General features: G+C 68.3%; 20 protein-coding genes and 1 pseudogene. 12 read left to right on the forward strand and 9 right to left on the reverse strand.

Annotation, left to right across the window (positions count from 1 at the left end; all coding sequences use genetic code 11):
• Window position 1: 1 nt before the first annotated feature.
• From efeO to ABD830_RS14275, 6 genes are all read left to right on the forward strand, one after another.
• Window positions 2–1,138 (forward strand): iron uptake system protein EfeO, encoded by a 1,137-nt coding sequence (gene efeO, locus ABD830_RS14250; protein WP_344987241.1) that lies wholly within the window; start codon window positions 2–4, stop codon window positions 1,136–1,138.
• Between the two features lie 12 nt (window positions 1,139–1,150).
• Window positions 1,151–2,416, forward strand: coding sequence for an iron uptake transporter deferrochelatase/peroxidase subunit (gene efeB, locus ABD830_RS14255; RefSeq protein ID WP_344987242.1), 1,266 nt, complete (start codon window positions 1,151–1,153; stop codon window positions 2,414–2,416).
• Window positions 2,417–2,965: 549 nt separating this feature from the next.
• Window positions 2,966–3,613: a hypothetical protein gene (locus ABD830_RS14260; protein WP_344987244.1), complete on the forward strand. Its 648-nt coding sequence runs from the start codon at window positions 2,966–2,968 to the stop codon at window positions 3,611–3,613.
• A gap of 160 nt (window positions 3,614–3,773) precedes the next feature.
• The gene (locus ABD830_RS14265) at window positions 3,774–4,439 is read left to right on the forward strand and encodes a DUF4097 family beta strand repeat-containing protein (RefSeq protein WP_344987246.1); all 666 of its coding nucleotides are present in this window, start codon (window positions 3,774–3,776) and stop codon (window positions 4,437–4,439) included.
• 307 nt (window positions 4,440–4,746) lie between these two features.
• A complete protein-coding gene (locus tag ABD830_RS14270; protein WP_344987248.1) occupies window positions 4,747–5,217 on the forward strand; it encodes a signal peptidase II in 471 nt (156 codons plus the stop codon).
• A 368-nt stretch (window positions 5,218–5,585) separates the two neighbouring features.
• A complete protein-coding gene (locus ABD830_RS14275) occupies window positions 5,586–5,834 on the forward strand; it encodes a hypothetical protein (protein ID WP_344987250.1) in 249 nt (82 codons plus the stop codon).
• 144 nt (window positions 5,835–5,978) lie between these two features.
• Here the strand turns inward: ABD830_RS14275 and ABD830_RS54175 are convergent.
• The 3 genes and pseudogenes from ABD830_RS54175 to ABD830_RS14285 form a co-directional block, all read right to left on the reverse strand.
• Window positions 5,979–6,044 (reverse strand): annotated as a pseudogene (locus ABD830_RS54175) (pentapeptide repeat-containing protein); the annotation flags it as partial.
• A 98-nt stretch (window positions 6,045–6,142) separates the two neighbouring features.
• Window positions 6,143–6,691, reverse strand: a complete 549-nt coding sequence (locus ABD830_RS14280; protein WP_344987252.1) for a hypothetical protein — start codon at window positions 6,689–6,691, stop codon at window positions 6,143–6,145.
• A gap of 15 nt (window positions 6,692–6,706) precedes the next feature.
• On the reverse strand, window positions 6,707–7,231 hold the full coding sequence (locus ABD830_RS14285; protein WP_344987253.1) for an SUKH-4 family immunity protein: 525 nt from the start codon (window positions 7,229–7,231) through the stop codon (window positions 6,707–6,709).
• Between the two features lie 165 nt (window positions 7,232–7,396).
• On the opposite strand from ABD830_RS14285, the gene ABD830_RS14290 reads away from it, so the two are divergent.
• Window positions 7,397–9,085, forward strand: coding sequence for an aminotransferase class V-fold PLP-dependent enzyme (locus ABD830_RS14290; protein ID WP_344987255.1), 1,689 nt, complete (start codon window positions 7,397–7,399; stop codon window positions 9,083–9,085).
• 121 nt (window positions 9,086–9,206) lie between these two features.
• Here the strand turns inward: ABD830_RS14290 and ABD830_RS14295 are convergent, their stop codons facing one another.
• From ABD830_RS14295 to ABD830_RS14305, 3 genes are all read right to left on the reverse strand, one after another.
• Window positions 9,207–10,070 carry a hypothetical protein gene (locus ABD830_RS14295; protein ID WP_344987256.1) on the reverse strand — a complete coding sequence of 288 codons (864 nt, stop codon included), beginning with the start codon at window positions 10,068–10,070 and terminating at the stop codon, window positions 9,207–9,209.
• Complete coding sequence (locus ABD830_RS14300; protein ID WP_344987258.1) at window positions 10,067–10,618, reverse strand: RNA polymerase sigma factor; 552 nt, start codon at window positions 10,616–10,618, stop codon at window positions 10,067–10,069. Before ABD830_RS14300 ends, ABD830_RS14295 begins: the two co-directional genes overlap by 4 nt.
• A 204-nt stretch (window positions 10,619–10,822) precedes the next feature.
• Window positions 10,823–11,317, reverse strand: coding sequence for a MarR family winged helix-turn-helix transcriptional regulator (locus ABD830_RS14305; RefSeq protein ID WP_344987259.1), 495 nt, complete (start codon window positions 11,315–11,317; stop codon window positions 10,823–10,825).
• An 85-nt stretch (window positions 11,318–11,402) separates the two neighbouring features.
• Between ABD830_RS14305 and ABD830_RS14310 the strand changes: the two genes are divergently transcribed.
• Complete coding sequence (locus tag ABD830_RS14310; protein ID WP_344987260.1) at window positions 11,403–11,993, forward strand: NADPH-dependent FMN reductase; 591 nt, start codon at window positions 11,403–11,405, stop codon at window positions 11,991–11,993.
• Between the two features lie 390 nt (window positions 11,994–12,383).
• Here the strand turns inward: ABD830_RS14310 and ABD830_RS14315 are convergent, their stop codons facing one another.
• Genes ABD830_RS14315 through ABD830_RS14325 form a run of 3 tightly spaced genes read right to left on the reverse strand, consistent with a single transcriptional unit; the run spans window position 12,384 to window position 14,328 of the window.
• Window positions 12,384–12,902, reverse strand: a complete 519-nt coding sequence (locus ABD830_RS14315) for a DoxX family protein (protein ID WP_344987261.1) — start codon at window positions 12,900–12,902, stop codon at window positions 12,384–12,386.
• Window positions 12,903–12,936: 34 nt separating this feature from the next.
• Window positions 12,937–14,172, reverse strand: coding sequence for an FAD-dependent monooxygenase (locus ABD830_RS14320; protein WP_344987262.1), 1,236 nt, complete (start codon window positions 14,170–14,172; stop codon window positions 12,937–12,939).
• 18 nt (window positions 14,173–14,190) lie between these two features.
• Window positions 14,191–14,328, reverse strand: a complete 138-nt coding sequence (locus ABD830_RS14325) for a hypothetical protein (RefSeq protein ID WP_344987263.1) — start codon at window positions 14,326–14,328, stop codon at window positions 14,191–14,193.
• Between the two features lie 65 nt (window positions 14,329–14,393).
• Between ABD830_RS14325 and ABD830_RS14330 the strand changes: the two genes are divergently transcribed.
• The 4 genes from ABD830_RS14330 (at window position 14,394) to ABD830_RS14345 (ending at window position 16,529) form a co-directional block, all read left to right on the forward strand.
• Complete coding sequence (locus ABD830_RS14330; RefSeq protein WP_344987264.1) at window positions 14,394–15,011, forward strand: TetR/AcrR family transcriptional regulator; 618 nt, start codon at window positions 14,394–14,396, stop codon at window positions 15,009–15,011.
• Window positions 15,012–15,125: 114 nt separating this feature from the next.
• Entirely contained in the window at window positions 15,126–15,299 is a 174-nt protein-coding gene (locus tag ABD830_RS14335) for a hypothetical protein (protein ID WP_344987265.1), read from the forward strand.
• 58 nt (window positions 15,300–15,357) lie between these two features.
• A complete protein-coding gene (locus ABD830_RS14340; protein ID WP_344987267.1) occupies window positions 15,358–15,483 on the forward strand; it encodes a hypothetical protein in 126 nt (41 codons plus the stop codon).
• 80 nt (window positions 15,484–15,563) lie between these two features.
• Window positions 15,564–16,529 carry a serine hydrolase domain-containing protein gene (locus tag ABD830_RS14345; protein WP_344987268.1) on the forward strand — a complete coding sequence of 322 codons (966 nt, stop codon included), beginning with the start codon at window positions 15,564–15,566 and terminating at the stop codon, window positions 16,527–16,529.
• Window positions 16,530–16,577 lie beyond the last annotated feature (48 nt).

The raw sequence follows: 16,577 nt of genomic DNA on the forward strand, positions 1-16,577 counted from the left end.
CATGCGTACCGCAATCCGCCTGTCCTTCGGCGTGCTCGCCCTCACGACACTGGCCGCCTGCGGCTCCGGGGGCGGCGCCGCCACCCCCTCCGGATCCGCCGCCGCGCCCGGGAAGATCGCCGTGGCGGCGTCCGACACCGAGTGCAAGGTCGCCGCCTCCGAGGTGACCGCGGGCACCACGACGTTCTCGATCACGAACGGCGGCAGCAAGGTGACCGAGTTCTATGTGTACGCCCCCGGCGACCGGGTCATGGCCGAACTCGAGAACATCGTGCCCGGGCTGACCAGGGAGCTCATCGCCGAGCTGCCGGCGGGCGCGTACGAGACGGTGTGCAAGCCCGGCATGATCGGCAAGGGCATCCGCAACGCGCTCAAGGTGACCGGCGAGCACAAGGCACTCAACGAGGACGCCAAGCTCGCCGAGGCCGTCGCCGGCTACAAGCGGTACATCAAGGCGCAGAGCGACACGCTGCTGGTCAAGACGCAGGAGTTCGTGGACGCGGTCAAGGCGGAGAAGGTCGACAAGGCCAAGGAGCTGTACCCGGTCGCGCGTACGTACTGGGAGCGCATCGAGCCGGTGGCGGAGATCTTCGGCAACCTCGACCCGGCCATCGACGCCCGCGAGGCGGATCTGGCCGACGGCGAGGAGTGGACCGGCTTCCACAAGATCGAGAAGGATCTGTGGATCAAGAAGGACGTCAGCAAGGACGGCCCGATCGCCGACAAGCTGATCACCGACGTCAAGACCATCGTGGACAAGGCGAACGCCGCCCAGCTGACCCCCCTGAACCTGGCCAACGGCGCCAAGGAGCTGCTCGACGAGGTGGCCACCGGGAAGATCACCGGCGAGGAGGACATCTGGTCGCACACCGACCTGTGGGACTTCGACGCCAACCTCGAGGGCTCCAAGGCGGCCGTGCAGGCGCTCAGGCCGGTGCTGGAGGAGCGGGCTCCCGACCTGGTCAGGACGCTGGACCAGAAGTTCGCCGCGGCCGAGGCGGCACTCGACGCGCACCAGAAGGGCGACGGCTGGCAGTTGCACAATGAGCTGTCCAAGGCCGAGCTGAAGACCCTGTCGGACGCGATCAACGCGCTGGCCGAGCCGATCAGCAAGATCGCTCCGGCCATCACGAAGTAGGGGGTGGCGGCTATGAGCGATTCGCGTGGCGCGCGGATGAGCCGTAGGGGGCTGTTCGGGCTGGGTGCGGCGGGCGCCGCGGTGGTCGGGGCCGGGGTCGTGGCCTCGAACACGCTGCTCGACGAGGCACCGGTCGCGCACGCCGCCTCGATCTCCGACCCCTTCCCCTTCTACGGCGAGCACCAGGCGGGCGTCGTCACGCCCGCGCAGGACCGGCTGCACTTCGTGGCGTTCGACGTCATCACGAAGAATCGGGCCGAGCTGGTCGAGCTGCTGCAGGAGTGGACGGCCGCGGCGGCGCGGCTGACGCAGGGCAAGGAGGCGGGGTCGTTCGGGGCGGTGGGCGGCGCGCCCGAGGCGGCGCCGGACGACACGGGCGAGGCGCTCGGGCTGCCGGCCTCCGGGCTGACGCTGACGATCGGGTTCGGGGCGTCGCTGTTCGACGAGCGGTTCGGGCTGGCGGGCAAGCGTCCCGCGGCCCTCGCCGACCTGCCGAAGTTCCCGGGCGAACAACTCATTCCCGAAATTTCCGGCGGGGACATCTGCGTACAGGCCTGCGCCCACGACCCCCAGGTCGCCGTGCACGCCATCCGCAACCTGGCCAGGATCGGCTTCGGCAAGGTGTCCGTACGCTGGTCGCAGCTCGGTTTCGGCTGTACGTCGTCCACGTCCCGGGCCCAGGCGACCCCGCGCAACCTGATGGGCTTCAAGGACGGCACCAACAACCTCAAGCTCGAGGACGCCGAACTGCTCCGCGACCAGCTGTGGGCCTCCGCGCAGGACGGCAGCGCCTGGATGGCGGGCGGCACGTACATGGTGACCAGGAAGATCCGCATGGCGATCGAGACCTGGGACCGCACGTCGCTCGCCGAGCAGGAGCAGATCTTCGGCCGGAACAAGGGCGAGGGCGCGCCGCTGGGCAAGCAGGCGGAGTTCGACGCGGTGGACTTCGCGGCCAAGGGGGCGGACGGGCAGCCGCACATCAAGGCCGACGCCCACGTACGGTTGGCGCACCCGAGCAACAACAGCAACGCGCACCTGCTCCGCCGCGGCTACAACTTCGTGGACGGCTCGGACGGGCTCGGCCGCCTGGACGCGGGGCTCTTCTTCATCGCCTACCAGCGGGATCCGCGCAAGCAGTTCGTGCCCGTCCAGATGAAGCTGGCCAAGAACGACGCGCTCAACGAGTACATCAAGCACGTCTCGAGCGGCTTGTTCGCCTGCCCGCCCGGCGTCAGGGACGCGGGAGACTACTGGGGCCGCACGCTCTTCGAGTAGGTCGTGCCCCTGCCTTTCATGTGTGGGCCTGCTGGACCCCGCCCCGAGCCGAAGGTCTTCGCGATGGAGGCGCTTCGCGCTCGGGGCTCAGGCACCGCTGCCGGCCGAGCCAGAGCCCCGACCCCCTGAGAAGGGAAGATCACCGATTGCCACCGCGAGCGGATGTGGGTTCGGAGGTCCGCGTGGCGAAGGACGCGGCCTGGACCGCAAGGAAGCCTGCTGCTGCTGGTCAAGGCAGTCGCAGTGTGGCAGCGCCACCTCGCCGCGTAGGAAGCCCAGCGCGAGCGCCAAGCGCAGGAGGCCCTGGGCGAGCCGTGGCCCTCGATGGGCGCCGATAGGAACGATGACAGAAATTCCGGCTCGACCTCGAACCAATGATCGCGTAGCGGTATCAAACCAGATCACAGCGTCAGAAGGGACTCATGTGATCAGCTGGTTGAACGCCACCTTCGGAGCAGGCCACCATGTCACCGTAGATGCACCTTCCGACAGGCAACCGGGGCTGCGCATGACGCAGGGTGTCCTCACAGCCGTGCGCGTCTCCCAGGCATGGTGATCCGCAAACGCGCCCCACGCTCCACGCAGCGAATCGACGTGACCCGCCTCCCCGAAGACGTCGTGGCGCTCATCGACGCCCTCGAGCCTGGTGAGAACTTGATCCTCACACGTGACGGCGCGTCGATCGCGACGATCTCCAGCACCGTTGACGTGGTCCAAGGCGCCATCGTCGATCGCGACGCGCCGGATGAGGCCGACGATCAAGAACCGATCGACTACGAGAGCGTGACAGTCGTGGCCACCGCAATGGAGCTGTCGACCGCGGCTCGGGTTGCGCTGTCCACCCAGCTCGGGGCGGACTACGTAGTCCTCGACATGCATGCGGCTCCCGCGACGACCGATGTGCTGCTGGCGCCTCCAGGCAGCCCGCAGCTGATCGGAGCGCTCCGATCGATGTTCCCGAAAGCTCGCGTCATCGTCACCGAGATCGAGGACCCCGAACTCGGAGTCCAGTACTACGGCCCGGTCCGGCGACTGCTCGATGCCGGCGCTGACGCCTATCTACCTCCGGCAACCCTCCCGCACCTGGCCAGGCAGCTTGACTACACGCTGAGTCAAGGGCGAGAGATCGCCGGCGGGGCTGCGACACCACTGCAGATCGCACCGACCGTGGAGCCGGCAGATCCAGACGGCGAATGACCCCGCGCCTCTTCGCTGGACCGTCGGGTGGCGGATCACCGGAGCCATAGGAGTTCCGGGTCATGTCAGCGGCGGCGTCAGAGCGGTGACAGCCCGGTATCAGAGCGGTCGGCGATGGTGGAGGGCATACAGCGAAACAACGCAGCACAAGGAGCCCATCATGCAGAAGTTCGGCACCCTCGCCCCGATCTCCGCCGTCCTGGACATCCCCGCGGGCCGCGTCCAGTTCATCGCCGCCGACCGGGCCGACACCACGGTCGAGGTCCGACCCGCCAACGCCGCAAAGAGCCGCGATGTGAAGGCGGCCGAGCAGACCACGGTCGCATACGCCGACGGCGTCCTGCGGATCGAGACGGTCGCGGAGAAGAACCAGTACTTCGGCCCGTCCGGGTCCATCGAGGTGACGGTCCAGCTGCCCGCCGGCTCCCGCGTCGAGGCCAAGGCGGCCAGCGCCGAACTGCGGACCGTCGGCCGCCTCGGCGATGTCGTCTTCGACGGCGCGTACAGCCAGATCACGATCGACGAGGCCGCGAGCCTCCGCCTCACCGCGGTCGACGGCGACGTCGAGATCGGCCGCCTGGGCGGCCCCGCGCAGATCAGCACCGCACGAGGCGACATCCGGATCGCCGAGGCCACGGGCGGCAAGGTCGTGCTCAGCACCCAGTCCGGCGACATCTCGATCAACGCCGCCGCCGGGGTCTCGGCCGCCCTGGACGCCGGCACCAGCCACGGCCGCATCGCCAACGCCCTCAAGAACAACGGCACCGCCGAACTCGACATCCACGCCACCACCTCCAACGGCGACATCACTGCCCGCAGCCTGTGACTTGCAGCTTCAAAGGGAAGGCAAACCATACGGAAGAGAGGTGCAGTCTCCCGTCCCGGCTAGCTTGCGGGAACAGCCCCTCCCGCAAGCAGCCCCGAAGCCCCCATCAAGGGGTTACACGGGCGTCTGTCCCGGCTCGGCGGAACTGATGTTCGGTCTCATTCGACCCGAGGCATGTCTCACCGATCATGAAGCATTCGCATGGGTGCCTCAGAGGGCGCCCTAGTAGTCTCAGGGAAATATTTGTTGGACAGCGCGGAGGCCATGAATGATGCGGTTAGAGCGGGGTTCGAGTCGGCTGTACGGCATGATGCTCATGCTGGCCGCGGTGGTCCTTGTCGTGGATCAGCTCACCAAGCTCTGGGCGGTCTCCACACTGTCCGAGAGTGAGCGCGTCGCCGTGATTCCCCCTCTGATTCACTTCCGGCTGTTTTACAACGCCGGAGCCGCGTTCTCCGTAGGTACCGGCGCCACATGGGTGTTCGCCCTGGCGGCGACAGCCGCAGTGGTCGGCATTCTCTACACCGCGCGTCGGCTGGCCTCCCCTGGCTGGGCGCTCGTGCTGGGGGTGTTGCTTGGTGGGGCGGCGTCTCACCTAGGCGATCGGCTCTTCCGCGAGCCCGGCTTCGCCCGCGGGCACGTCGTGGACTTCATCGACTACGGCCCGTTCGTGGGTAACGTCGCCGACATCGCACTCACCTGCGGGTGTGTTGCGATGGTACTGCTCAGCCTGCGTGGTGTGCCGCTCGCCAGGGTGCCCGGGGAAGAGTCCGCCTAGCTTCTGGCCCAGGACCATCGGCAGGCGACAGCAAGCAATGCGAAAAACCTGCCTCATGATCGGTGAGACGCCTTCGGCTCCGCGTTGTCTCATCTATCAGAGGCACCGCAGCTCAGGGGCAGCCCGATACCTCAAGTTAAACGAGACAGGACAACTGATGGCAGCTCAGCGAATCTGATGAGCGGGCGCGACCACCTGATGTCTGGCTCACCGAAAGTGATGCCATCCAGCGGGGGCCTGCGGCCGGGGCGTCCAGGATCGAAAGATCCCGTGTCGGTCCACACCTCTCACCAAACTTTATGATCGTCTACTTGCACATCGTGACAAGGAGATGTGTCCCCACGCGGACCGATCACCCTGGAGACACCATGCCTTCCGTCGCCTTCACCACGGTAATCGCGACATCGGCACTGGTCGCAGGGGCCGCACTCACGGTTGCTGTTCCCGCCCTGGCCGCCATCGGTGGAGCGCACACGCCTGGAGCGCGTGCCGCCGCTATGGTCAACGCCGACGGAACCGTCGTACGCTCCACCGGCGTCACCTCCGTCCGCAAGATCGGCGTGGGTCAGTACCGCATCGAGCTCGGCCGATCCAGCGCGTCCCGCCCACTTCGGTGAGGACGCGCTTTCGTTCCAGAGGCCCATCCAGATCCCTCGACCTGGGGCCCAGGAGCGCGGGTCTTCCGCCTGCATCCGCTCTTCCCAGACGGAATCCGGCCAGCGCGTCTGCTCGCTCCACACCACCGCGGCAAGGTTCGCGCCGGTCAAGTCCGCGTCGGTCAAGATTGCGCTGGTCAGACTGGCACCGGCCAGGTCTGCGGCGCTCAGGTAAAGGGGCGCTTCGCGCTCGTGAGCTCAGACGCCACTCCCAGTCGGGCCAGAGCCCCGCCCCCTGTTCTATGGCGCAGTCATAGTCGGCGCCGGACTCATTCCGGCAGCGGGGCAAAAGTGAACCGGCAGGTAAACACATGAGGAGTGTCGGTTGCCACGGCGAACCTGGACGAGGCGTCCGGGACGGCTCGCATCGCAGCCCGGAACGCGTCGAACCCGGGGCCAGAGAGGCAACCAAATCCGAGAGTGTCCACCAGCCCCGGCTCCTCGCGCCGCCAGTAGTACACATCCGACTCGTCATGGTTGACATGGGGCGCGGTGTGATAAGGGACCGCTGTAAGCCATGGCTCGTTACTGATGAGGGCATCGACGTACAGCTTTCGGATCGCGGATGCGTATTCGCCTGTCAACCTTGGAAACCCGAGGATCAGATCGATCTGCCGCTGACCGATGTGGGCGAGGGCACAATCGCTGAACACAACGTTCTGTGCGTCGATCAACCCGAGTCCGGTGATCGCTCGCAACCAGACGATCTGCGCAACAGGGCTGGAGCTGGCTCTTCTCACCATGGCCAGCACGACGTCGAAGTTCTCCCCTTGGGCCATCAGCCGACGCCCCGCCACCACGACATCGTCGTCCGACATATCCATCCACTCCCGTCAGCTCAGGGCATTGGCATGGCACGCCGCGATGACATCGCGCCACTTGTCCTCGGATGTTGCGAGGGTGAGGGGGTCGAGCTTGCGGAAGTCGGCGATCAGACGCTGTTCCCAGGTTTCGCCGACGTGACCAGAGTCGATGTCGGTTTTCAACCGCCAGGCGAATTCGAGGAGCCGGTCGAGCTGGAAGGCGGCCAACAACACGTTGCCCTTGTCGTCCACGAAATAGCACTCGCCCGACACGCCGTCCAGACACAGCAGACCTGCGGTGCTCACGCCGATCACATAGAAATCCGCGGCCCGGGCCGCCGTCGTTTCGAATGGACTGTATCCGGAGGAGGCCAGGGTCACGAGCGGCGTGTCGAGTGCCTCAAACCAGAGGCACTGCTCGACATGTTCCGGAAACCCGATCTCTGTCAGGACTCGACGGGCTGTCGGATCGGTGATTGCCGTAGGTAGATCGACAGGCGATGTGACAGTGACGTCGTCGTCGGGGAAGGCCAGCACCAGCGATTCGTGTGTCATGGCCATGATCTTGCCAACCAAAGGGTCTGTACGGTCACTGGCTCTCTTTCTGGACACACCCACCTGCGGGCCACCTGAGGTGCCCACAAGGGTAAGGTCAAGTCGGGGTCGATCAAGGTAAAACGCCCCTGTTGCCTGAGCCGATGGGCGAGGGATCCTGAATGGGTGCCTATACAACGATCTGTCCCCGACCTGCCCACCTCGCCGCTGCTTGAGCGCATCCGCGAGGGCGTCATCGGCGACGACGAGGTGTTGCAGGGCCCGTACGGGCTGCGCCGCATCATCTACGCCGACTACACCGCCTCGGGCAGGTCGCTCGGCTTCATCGAGGACTTCATCCGCGATCACGTCCTGCCGCGCTACGCCAACACGCACACCGAGAGCTCCGGGACCGGGCTGCAGACCAGCCGATTACGGGAGGAGGCCCGTCGCGCCGTTCACGACGCCGTCGGCGGGGGCCCGGACGATGTGGTGATCTTCTGTGGTTCGGGCGCGACCTCGGCGATCAACAAGCTCGTCGGCATCCTGGAGCTGCGTGTACCCGGCCGGTACGCGCCGGTGGTCCCGGAGGAGGAACGGCCGGTGGTGTTCGTCGGTCCCTACGAGCACCACTCCAACGAGTTGCCCTGGCGCGAGTCCATCGCCGACACCGTCGCCATCGGTGAGGACCGCTACGGCCAGATCGACTGCGACGACCTGCGTGCCCAGCTGGCCCGCCACGCCGACCGGCCGCTGCTGATCGGCAGCTTCTCGGCCGCTTCGAATGTGACCGGCATCCTGTCCGACACCGAGCGCATCGCGGCGCTGCTCCACGAGCACGGCGCGCTGTCGTTCTGGGACTACGCGGCGGCCGGGCCGTACGTGCCGATCCGGATGGCCGCCGACGCGCCCGGGGCGAACGACCACAAGGATGCGATCTTCCTGTCGCCGCACAAGTTCATCGGCGGGCCGCAGACGCCCGGTGTCCTGGTGGTGCGGCGCGAACTGGTCCGCAACCGGGTGCCCACCGCGCCGGGCGGCGGCACCGTGCTGTTCGTGGACCCCACCGGGCACCGTTACCTCGACGATGCGATCGCCCGTGAGGAGGGTGGCACACCGGCCATCGTCGAGTCGATCCGCGCCGGGCTGGTCTTCCGGCTCAAGCAGGCCATCGGCACCGACCTCATCCAAGCCCGTGAGGAACGCTTCTGGCAGCGGGCCCTGCGGCGGTGGGAGAGCAATCCGAACATCGAGATCCTCGGCGACCGGCACTCTCGCCGGCTGTCGATCGTGTCGGTCCGCATCCGGTCCGGAGAGCTGTTCCTGCACCACAACTACGTGGTGGCGGTGCTGAACGACCTGTTCGGCATCCAGGCACGCGGCGGCTGCTCCTGCGCCGGCCCCTACGGTCACCGCCTGCTGGCCATCGACGCCGCGCGCTCGCGGGCCTTCGAGGAGGAGATCGGGCACGGCTGCCAGGGCATCAAACCGGGCTGGGTACGCATCAACTTCAACTACTTCATCTCCGACGCCGTCTGCGACTACCTCATCGAAGCCGTCGAACTGGTGGCCCTGCACGGCCACCGGCTGCTGCCCGATTACCGCTTCGACCCCCGCACCGGGCTGTGGCGGCACCACCGCGGCTCCGCCGAGCCGCCACTGCACCTGTCCGACCTGCGCTTCGACGACCCCGGCGCGCTGCCCGTCGCACATGTCCGCGCCGGCGAGGACGCGCTGCCCGGCTACCTGGAGGAGGCCCGGGCCATCCTGGCGGCCCGCTCCGACGAGATCGACCCGCGCCCGCCGGACCTGCCGGACGACTTCGAGCGGCTGCGCTGGTTTCCGCTGCCGGCCGGCTGCCTGGCCGCGATCTGACCCGTACACGCGCTGCTGGTCGAGGTCGCGCGGCGTCCTCGACGGCAATAGCGGGCAGACGGCTGCTTGCAGATGAGCAGCCGTTCTGTACTGACGGCTGCTCATCTGTCCTTCCTTCGGCCTAGAATCCGGGCGGCGGAGTCGCACCTGCCCCTGGCTCGACGTGCAGGGTGATCACGCCGTCGTTGTAGGTTTCGGCTGTCGCCACCTTCCAACTCGGATCGATGCGGGAGGCGGGCACGTCCCGCTCGACGCGGAAGCCCGCGTTCCCGCCCCGGAGCGGCCAGTCGAGCCCATAGGCCACCTTCAGGTCGTGCTCACGCACGACCCGCGCCGCCTCGGCCACCGAACGTCCCTGCAACTTCACCCCGGCCAGCGCCTCGCCTGGCCAGCTCGCGTCGGCAGGGTATGCGTACTTCTCGCCGGGCTTCGCCGGGCGACCCAGGTGGAACTGCGCGGAGCCTTTGATGTCGGCGGTAACGCTGAAGGCCGTCAGGCACCCTTCGACCCGCTTGCCGCAGTCGGACAGGGTGGACGACATACGAGCGTCGGGATCAGCCTTGTCGAACCCGACGACGGGCTCGCGCTGCTGCGGCGAGACAGGGATCAGTTTGACCGTGATGTTGTCCAGCCCGACCTTCCGGAAGGCCTTCTCCAGCTCGTCGGGATCGGGATCGCCGTCAGTGATGTAGAAGACGTACGAGTCACCGTCGCGGTCAATGGTGACGGCCTGGCTGGCGTACACCTGTTCGGACCCGTTGAAGAGGGAAGGCACGACGACGAAGGCTCCAGCGAGCGTGGCCACAGCGGCCAGGCCGAACAGGGCACGGCGGGGCGACGGCGTGCGCCGCCGCTGCAGGGCCGGCTCCTGCTCCAGCAGGACGATCTCCGCCAGTAGCGCGTCCGCCCCCGCGGTGGACGCCCGGCCGGCCAGGTCCTCATCCAGCACTCTGGCCCGGTTCTTGAACATCTGGTCGTTGTTCACCGTGACTCCCCTTCGACGAGTGGCCGCGCTTCGAGGCGGGTGACTGATGGCCGGGTCTTCTCCAGCGCCTTGGCGAAGCGCTTGCGCGCCCGGTACAGGCGGATGCGGGCGGCGTTGCGCGAACAGCCCAGCACCACGGCGATCTCTCCAGGATCGAGTTCCTCCCAGATGGCCAGGGCCAGCAGCTCGCGATCGTCGTCGGAGAGCAGGTCCATGGCCTCGCCCACTTCGTCAGGCCCGGTCTGAGGAGAGGGCAGAGCGTAGAGGACTTCGGCCTCGGCCGTGAGTTCGGCGTGCCGGGTTGCTCTGCGTCGCTCGCCACGACGGTGGTTGGCCAGGACCCGCCGGGCCACGCCGTACAACCAGAGTCTGCCGGCCTCGCCATGCGGAAGCTCGGCCAACCGCCGCCACATGATCAAGTAGGTCTCCGCCACGGCATCCACCGCGTCCTCGGGAGAGGAACACCGCCGCATGGCGTAACCAAGGATCTGTTCATACGTCTGCCGGTACATGGTTTCGAACCGGTGCCGGCTGTCTGCGTCATCCACGTGCCATCCTCATCGGACCTTGCGAACGCTTTCTGGCTTTCGATCTCTACGTGTCCGCGAGTGACGGCAGGATTTCAGGCCAGACGCAGAGGCTTGAGCGGATCGACAAGACCCCGGTCGCCTGCGCCGCCGCAGGGGCAGCGCATCTCACGTCGGCTGGTTCACGAACTGCTGAAAGGCCCGGCAGACAGACCTGACGGAGCCCTACTGGGCGGCGTCGGGTCTGTCTGTGGTCTCGCTGCAGCGCGGCTCGATACGGTCGATCATCTGCCCGCTCCAGGCCCGGAGATCCGCAGCCTGCTGGGGTGTGAGCGGGTCGAGGAAATAACGGCGGATGTTGCAGCCGTGCACGAGGATGGCGCTCTGCGCAGCGCGGCGACCTTTGTCGGTCAGCCCGATCCCCGCGCGGCGACCGTCGGCCCCGTACGGGGTCCGCTCCACGAAGCCGCGGTTCTCCATGCGCGTCAGCTGGTGCGACACGCGGCTCTTCTCCCAGTCGAGCGACTCGGAGAGCTCGCCGACGCGCATCTCGCGGCCGGGTGCCTGCCACAGGGTCACCAGCACGCTGAACTCGGCCTTCGAGATGCCGCAGTCGCGCTGCAGACCACGCTCGAGCTCCCGGGCGAGCAGGCGCTGCGCGCGCATCCAGCTGTCCCAGAGCTCCCACTCATCGGGTTCGAGCGCACGGGTCTCCGCCATGGCGGGAATCATACCGGGCGAGGGAGTTGTCGCGTCAACTCGACTGTGGTTAGAGTTGACGCGACAACTCCTTCGAAAGGACATCATGGCACTCCGCATCGGCATCATCCTCGGAAGCACCCGACCCGGCCGCCGGGGCGAGCAGATCGCCTCCTGGGTGCTCGACACGGCGCGCGCCCACGGCGGCGCCGACTACGAGCTGATCGATCTCGCCCACCACGGGCTCGACAACCTGGACGAGGGCGGCAATCCGACGCACCAGCAGTACGAGCACCCGCACACCCGCGACTGGTCCGCGCTGATCGACGGGTTCGACGGCTTCGTGTTCCTCACCCCGGAGTACAACCACTCCTTTCCCGGCGCGCTCAAGAACGCGCTGGACTACATCTACCGGGAGTGGAACGACAAGGCCGCCGGCATCGTCAGTTACGGCGGATGGGCCGCGGGCGTCCGGGCCGCCGAGGCGCTGCGGCTCGTGCTCGCCGAGCTCCAGGTGGCAACGGTCCGCGCACAGCCCGCCGTCCCGTTGATCCCCGCGTTCTCGACCGGCGCCTTCGTTCCGGCGGAGGGCCTCGACGTCGCGGTCTGCGGCATGCTCGACCAGGTCATCGCCTGGTCCGGCGCGCTGCGCGGCGTACGCGAGGCCAAGTCGGAGGCGCCCGCGATCGCCCGCTGATGCAGCGGCTTCACGCTCATCGCTCATGTTGTCACGCTCGACGTCCCGCGCCACGTCGTGGCGTTCCTCGCCCGCTTGCCGGCCATCCACCGACGCCAGATCGGCACACCGAGGAGGCTGCGGACCCTCACCCCACCCGAGGCCGCCTCCGGGGTCGTCGCGCCGGAGCCGGTGTTCGGCTGGGCGATGATGATCTCACCCGACGCCGAAATGCGCCCCGGATCAGGGCTCTCATCGAGTGCACTCGTAAGGGCTGCCGAGGAGAACGACTATCTGCCGTTCCCTCCGCGTGAGTCTTGCGAGCCGCTTGGGCCTGTGAGCCGCGACCGCGGGTGTACGCGGTCAACGGTTGGGTGAGATGGGTCCGCTGCACCTCGCGTCGCAGAACGCTCAGTGCTTCGGCGCCCCTCTTTCCGTCAGCCCTGACTTCTCATCAGCCCTGACGTCGGCTGATCTTGCGGCCCAGAGGGCCACGGCGATGTAAACCAGTTGCTCGGGCAGCCGGAGCCACAGCGGGGTGGCTTCTTCACCGGCGAAGGGGATGTCGGCGACGGCGGCGTAGATATTGGCCGGAAGCACCAGTACGAAGAAGATCGCGAGCGCGATCCCCGATAGGCGGCGTGTCGATGTCATGACCAGGCCGAGAGCGCCGAGCAGTTCCAGTACGCCGGTCGCATAGACCATCAGGCTGGGAAACGGGACGAAGGGCGGCATCATCGCGACGAGGTCTCCGTGGTTCGGCATCGCCGAGACGCCGGCCGGGACGAAGTGCGTGCTTGCCGTGATCATGAGCATGATCGCCATGGCGTGCGCCGCGCTGGCCGGCAGGGTGGAGAATCGCCGCACGCCGGCCGCCCCGAGCAGCCGGAAGATCAATAAACCGATCGGAATGATGACGAACGGGAACACTTGTCCTCCCTTGGGTGGTTGCACTATCCATTTGTCAGCGGGCGCCGACCCGGCCTCCTGATGCGGCGGGCGACGGCGGGTAGTCGTCGACGGTCATGGAGTTGTACAGGCGTCCGCTCTTGGTGGTGAGGCGGAGGAGGGCGCGGCTGGGCCCCGCGGGCAGGGCGGAGATCAGGCGGGCGCCCTGGGCCAGCCCCGAGACGCCGAGACGGGACGTGGGGATCAGGGTCTTCGCCGCGCTGAGCGCGACCGCGCGGCTGCCGCGCACGTGCTCGGCCATCGCGCGCTCGTAGGCGGGGAAGGCGCGCTCGTGGTCGCCGCCCGCCCGCGCCAGCTCCCCGGCCAGGACGTACGCGCCGACGACGGCCAGGGTGGTGCTGCCGCCGACGGCCGGGCCGGGGCAGTAGCCCGCGTCGCCGACGAGCGTCACCCTCCCCCGCGACCAGGTGTCCATGCGGAGCTGGGTGATCGAGTCGAAGTAGAACGCCGGGGTGCGCTCGAGCTCGGCCAGCCAGCGGTCCACGTCGGCGTGCAGGCCGTCGAACGCGCCGCGCAGCAGCTCCTTCTGCCGGGGCACGTCGCGGTGGTGGTAGTCCAGCTCGCGCTCGCTCCGGAACAGGAACAACGCCCGCGCGTCGCCGAGGTGCCGCGCGCCGTACACGCCGGCCGTGCGGCCGACGCCCACGTGGATGAGGAGCTCACGGTCGAGGCCGGAGGTGTTGGGCACGGTGAGCACCCCGAGGTAGGCCCCGGCGAAGGCGCTGAAGCGGGACTCCTCGCCGAAGACGAGGCGGCGCACGTTGGAGTGCAGCCCGTCCGCGCCGACGACGAGGTCGAAGCGGCGCGGCGCGGCGTTCTCGAACCGCACCTGGCCGTCGGGCGAGATCTCGGTGATCGAGTCGCCGAAGACGTACTCGACGTCGTCGCACGCGGCGTCGTAGCAGATCTCGCTCAGGTCGTCGCGCATGATCTCGACGTGCCGGTCGGAGGTGGCGCTGAAGATCTTGGAGAGGTCCACCCGGACGGGACGCCGCGCGCCCTCCCGGCAGAGGGTCATCCGTTTCGTGCCGGTGGCCCGCTCCTCGACGCGCGGGAGGACGCCCATCTTCTCCGAGATGTCCATCGCGGGCCGGAACAGGTCGACCGCGTGGCCGCCGGTCTTGCGCAGGGCCGGCGCGCGCTCGACGACGGTGACGGAGAAGCCGTGCCTGGTGAGCCAGTACGCCAGCACCGGACCGGCGACGCTGGCGCCGGAGATGAGAATCCGCATGGCAGCCCTCCTTGTCATTCAGTCCACCCGTACGGCGTGGATCGCGGTGCAGGCCAGGAGGGGGTGCCACCCCGGCACCCAGCTCTCTCCGTAGACCTTGACCAGGCCGCGCACCCCGATCGCCGGATGATCTCCGCTCAAGCCTTTCTTTGACATGCCGTAAGACTTAACTATCTCTTACAGGCTGTCAAGCTTACGGCTGGACGCGTACCATTCTTGGAATGGCCGACTCGCACGACACCACCGCGCCCACGACGGTCCGGCGCCGGTCCGACGCCCGGCGCAGCATCGACGCCATCCTCAACGCGGCCCGCATCGTGCTCGGCGAGCGGCCCGGCGCGAGCATGGAAGACATCGCCGCCACGGCCGGCGTCACTCGCCAGACCGTCTACGCGCACTTCCCTTCACGCGACGCCCTGGTCGCCGCGCTCGTCGAGGCCGCGGCCGCCGAATACGCCGCCCTGCTGGACGACGCAGACCTCGACACCGCCCCGCCCGCCGACGCGCTGGCCCGGTTCCTCAGCGCCGGCTGGCGGTTCCTCGGCCGCTATCCCCTCCTGCTGAACGCCACCGCGGCCCGGATCCCGCGGCCCCACAGCGACCCTCATGACACCGTGCCTCCGCGGCTCGAACGGCTCATCCACCGAGGCCAGCACACGGGCGACTTCGACCCGTCACTCCCCGCGGCCTGGCTCGCCGCCGCCATCCTCGGGCTCCAGCACACGGCCGCGGCGCAACTCGCAACTGGGCGCCTCACCACCCACGAGGCAGAGACGCTATGCCTGGAAAGCACACTGCGCCTCTGCGGCGGCGAGGCCGATCGCTCAGGACTGTCCTGAAGATCTTGGCCGGGGAGATGGCCGTCCGCGGCATATGCGGTGGTGGCGTGAGAGTCCAGGTGTTGCCGGTGTGGGTGAGGCCGGGTCCGCGACCCGGAGCCGTGGCGCTCGATCGTGCGCTTGGTCAGCCGGATCCCGCTCCGCTGGCAGCCGGCTTGGACCGCCGTCAGCGAGGGCGTGCCCGTCGGCTACCAGCAGCGGCTGGCACGCCTGGCCGGATCGCTGCCCGCCGGCCCGCGGGCCGACCGGGAGCGTCACGAGCCGATCAGCGAGCTGCGGGTACGGTGATCCGCCCCGGGCAGCGGGCCGGCGAGTTCGATGACCGGCTCCCGCCCGACTGGCCACGGTGGCCATCAAGCTCGCCCACGCCGCGAGCGAGGAGACCGGCTCCGGACGCATGACGCAGGAGGAATCGAGGCGGGCGCTGCACACCACGCTGCTGCTCGCCCCCGGCGGGACGGCCCGTTCTTGATCGCAACTGAGCGCCAGGCTCGCAGCGCTGCGCCGAATTCACGGCAATGGCGACGGCCGAGGCACTGGAAGGATGATCTCGTGTCCCAGCTGCACCAACGCATGACAGCCCTTGTCGCCGAAGCCGGCTACCGCAGCGACGAACCGATCGCGGTCGGGATGCGGCAACGCGACGCGCCGCCCGTCCTCCTGGCCCAGGGGATGACATCCGCCAGTGAGCCAGTGACCGCCACGACGCTCGCGTACGCGGCGTCGCTGTCGAAGCAGATGACCGCGGCCTGCGCGGCGCTGCTCGCCCGACGTGGCGCGCTGGACATGGAGTCGCCCCTGTCACACTGGCTGCCCCAGCTACCGGCGTGGGCCGGCACCGTCCGGCTCCGGCACCTCGTCCATCACACGGCGGCCCTGCCCGCCGACTCCACGATCGATGCCGTCCTCGCCGGCGACGCCGACCGGACCACCCCAGGCATCATCGAGGCACTCACCCGGTTCCCGGCCCTGGACCGCCGGCCGAGCACCGAACATCTCTATTCCAACGCCGGATACGTGTGCCTGGCCGCGGTGGTGGAACGAGCGGCGGAGATGCCGCTGCCCGACTTCGCCCGGCGCCACCTCTTCGTCCCGCTGGCGATGGCAGACACCCGCTACTGGCCCGGGCCCGACCCCACGCCGCCGGGCGCCGCGCCGCTTGCCCGTCTTCGTCCTGCCCCGCTGTCCCTGGGTGACGGAGGGGTATGGACGACTCTCAGCGATCTGCTGCGCTGGGGCCAGGCACTCAACGCCGATGAACTCGGCATCTCGGGGCTCATCCAGACCCCAGGACGCCTCGATGACGGAACGCCGATCGACTACGCCTGGGGCATCGGCGTCCGGTCACACGCCGGGTACCGCGTCTATCGGCACGGAGGAGGCTGGACAGGCCTGCGTGCCCTGCACGCACGAGTGCCCGACCTGGACCTGAGCGTGGCTCTCATCGCGATCGACGACCACACCGAACGCCGGGTCCCGCTCCTCGACAGCCTTCTCGATGAGATGACCAAACCGTAGTCGGCCGGCGGATCGTCATCGGTCATGCTTGTCCGAAACGCCGCCACC

Origin of the sequence: Nonomuraea helvata (assembly GCF_039535785.1) — a bacterium.
GTDB classification, from domain to species: Bacteria; Actinomycetota; Actinomycetes; order Streptosporangiales; family Streptosporangiaceae; genus Nonomuraea; species Nonomuraea helvata.

Excerpts from the sequence above, each read along its gene's own strand:
- efeB (WP_344987242.1), top strand. The coding sequence starts at position 1,151 with ATGAGCGATTCGCGTGGCGCGCGGATGAGCCGTAGGGGGCTGTTCGGG.
- ABD830_RS14305 (WP_344987259.1), bottom strand. The coding sequence starts at position 11,317 with ATGGCGGAGACCCGTGCGCTCGAACCCGATGAGTGGGAGCTCTGGGAC.
- ABD830_RS14260 (WP_344987244.1), top strand. The coding sequence starts at position 2,966 with ATGGTGATCCGCAAACGCGCCCCACGCTCCACGCAGCGAATCGACGTG.
- ABD830_RS14310 (WP_344987260.1), top strand. The coding sequence starts at position 11,403 with ATGGCACTCCGCATCGGCATCATCCTCGGAAGCACCCGACCCGGCCGC.
- ABD830_RS14330 (WP_344987264.1), top strand. The coding sequence starts at position 14,394 with ATGGCCGACTCGCACGACACCACCGCGCCCACGACGGTCCGGCGCCGG.
- ABD830_RS14265 (WP_344987246.1), top strand. The coding sequence starts at position 3,774 with ATGCAGAAGTTCGGCACCCTCGCCCCGATCTCCGCCGTCCTGGACATC.
- ABD830_RS14320 (WP_344987262.1), bottom strand. The coding sequence starts at position 14,172 with ATGCGGATTCTCATCTCCGGCGCCAGCGTCGCCGGTCCGGTGCTGGCG.
- efeO (WP_344987241.1), top strand. The coding sequence starts at position 2 with ATGCGTACCGCAATCCGCCTGTCCTTCGGCGTGCTCGCCCTCACGACA.
- ABD830_RS14285 (WP_344987253.1), bottom strand. The coding sequence starts at position 7,231 with ATGACACACGAATCGCTGGTGCTGGCCTTCCCCGACGACGACGTCACT.
- ABD830_RS14280 (WP_344987252.1), bottom strand. The coding sequence starts at position 6,691 with ATGTCGGACGACGATGTCGTGGTGGCGGGGCGTCGGCTGATGGCCCAA.
- ABD830_RS14270 (WP_344987248.1), top strand. The coding sequence starts at position 4,747 with ATGATGCTCATGCTGGCCGCGGTGGTCCTTGTCGTGGATCAGCTCACC.
- ABD830_RS14275 (WP_344987250.1), top strand. The coding sequence starts at position 5,586 with ATGCCTTCCGTCGCCTTCACCACGGTAATCGCGACATCGGCACTGGTC.
- ABD830_RS14325 (WP_344987263.1), bottom strand. The coding sequence starts at position 14,328 with ATGTCAAAGAAAGGCTTGAGCGGAGATCATCCGGCGATCGGGGTGCGC.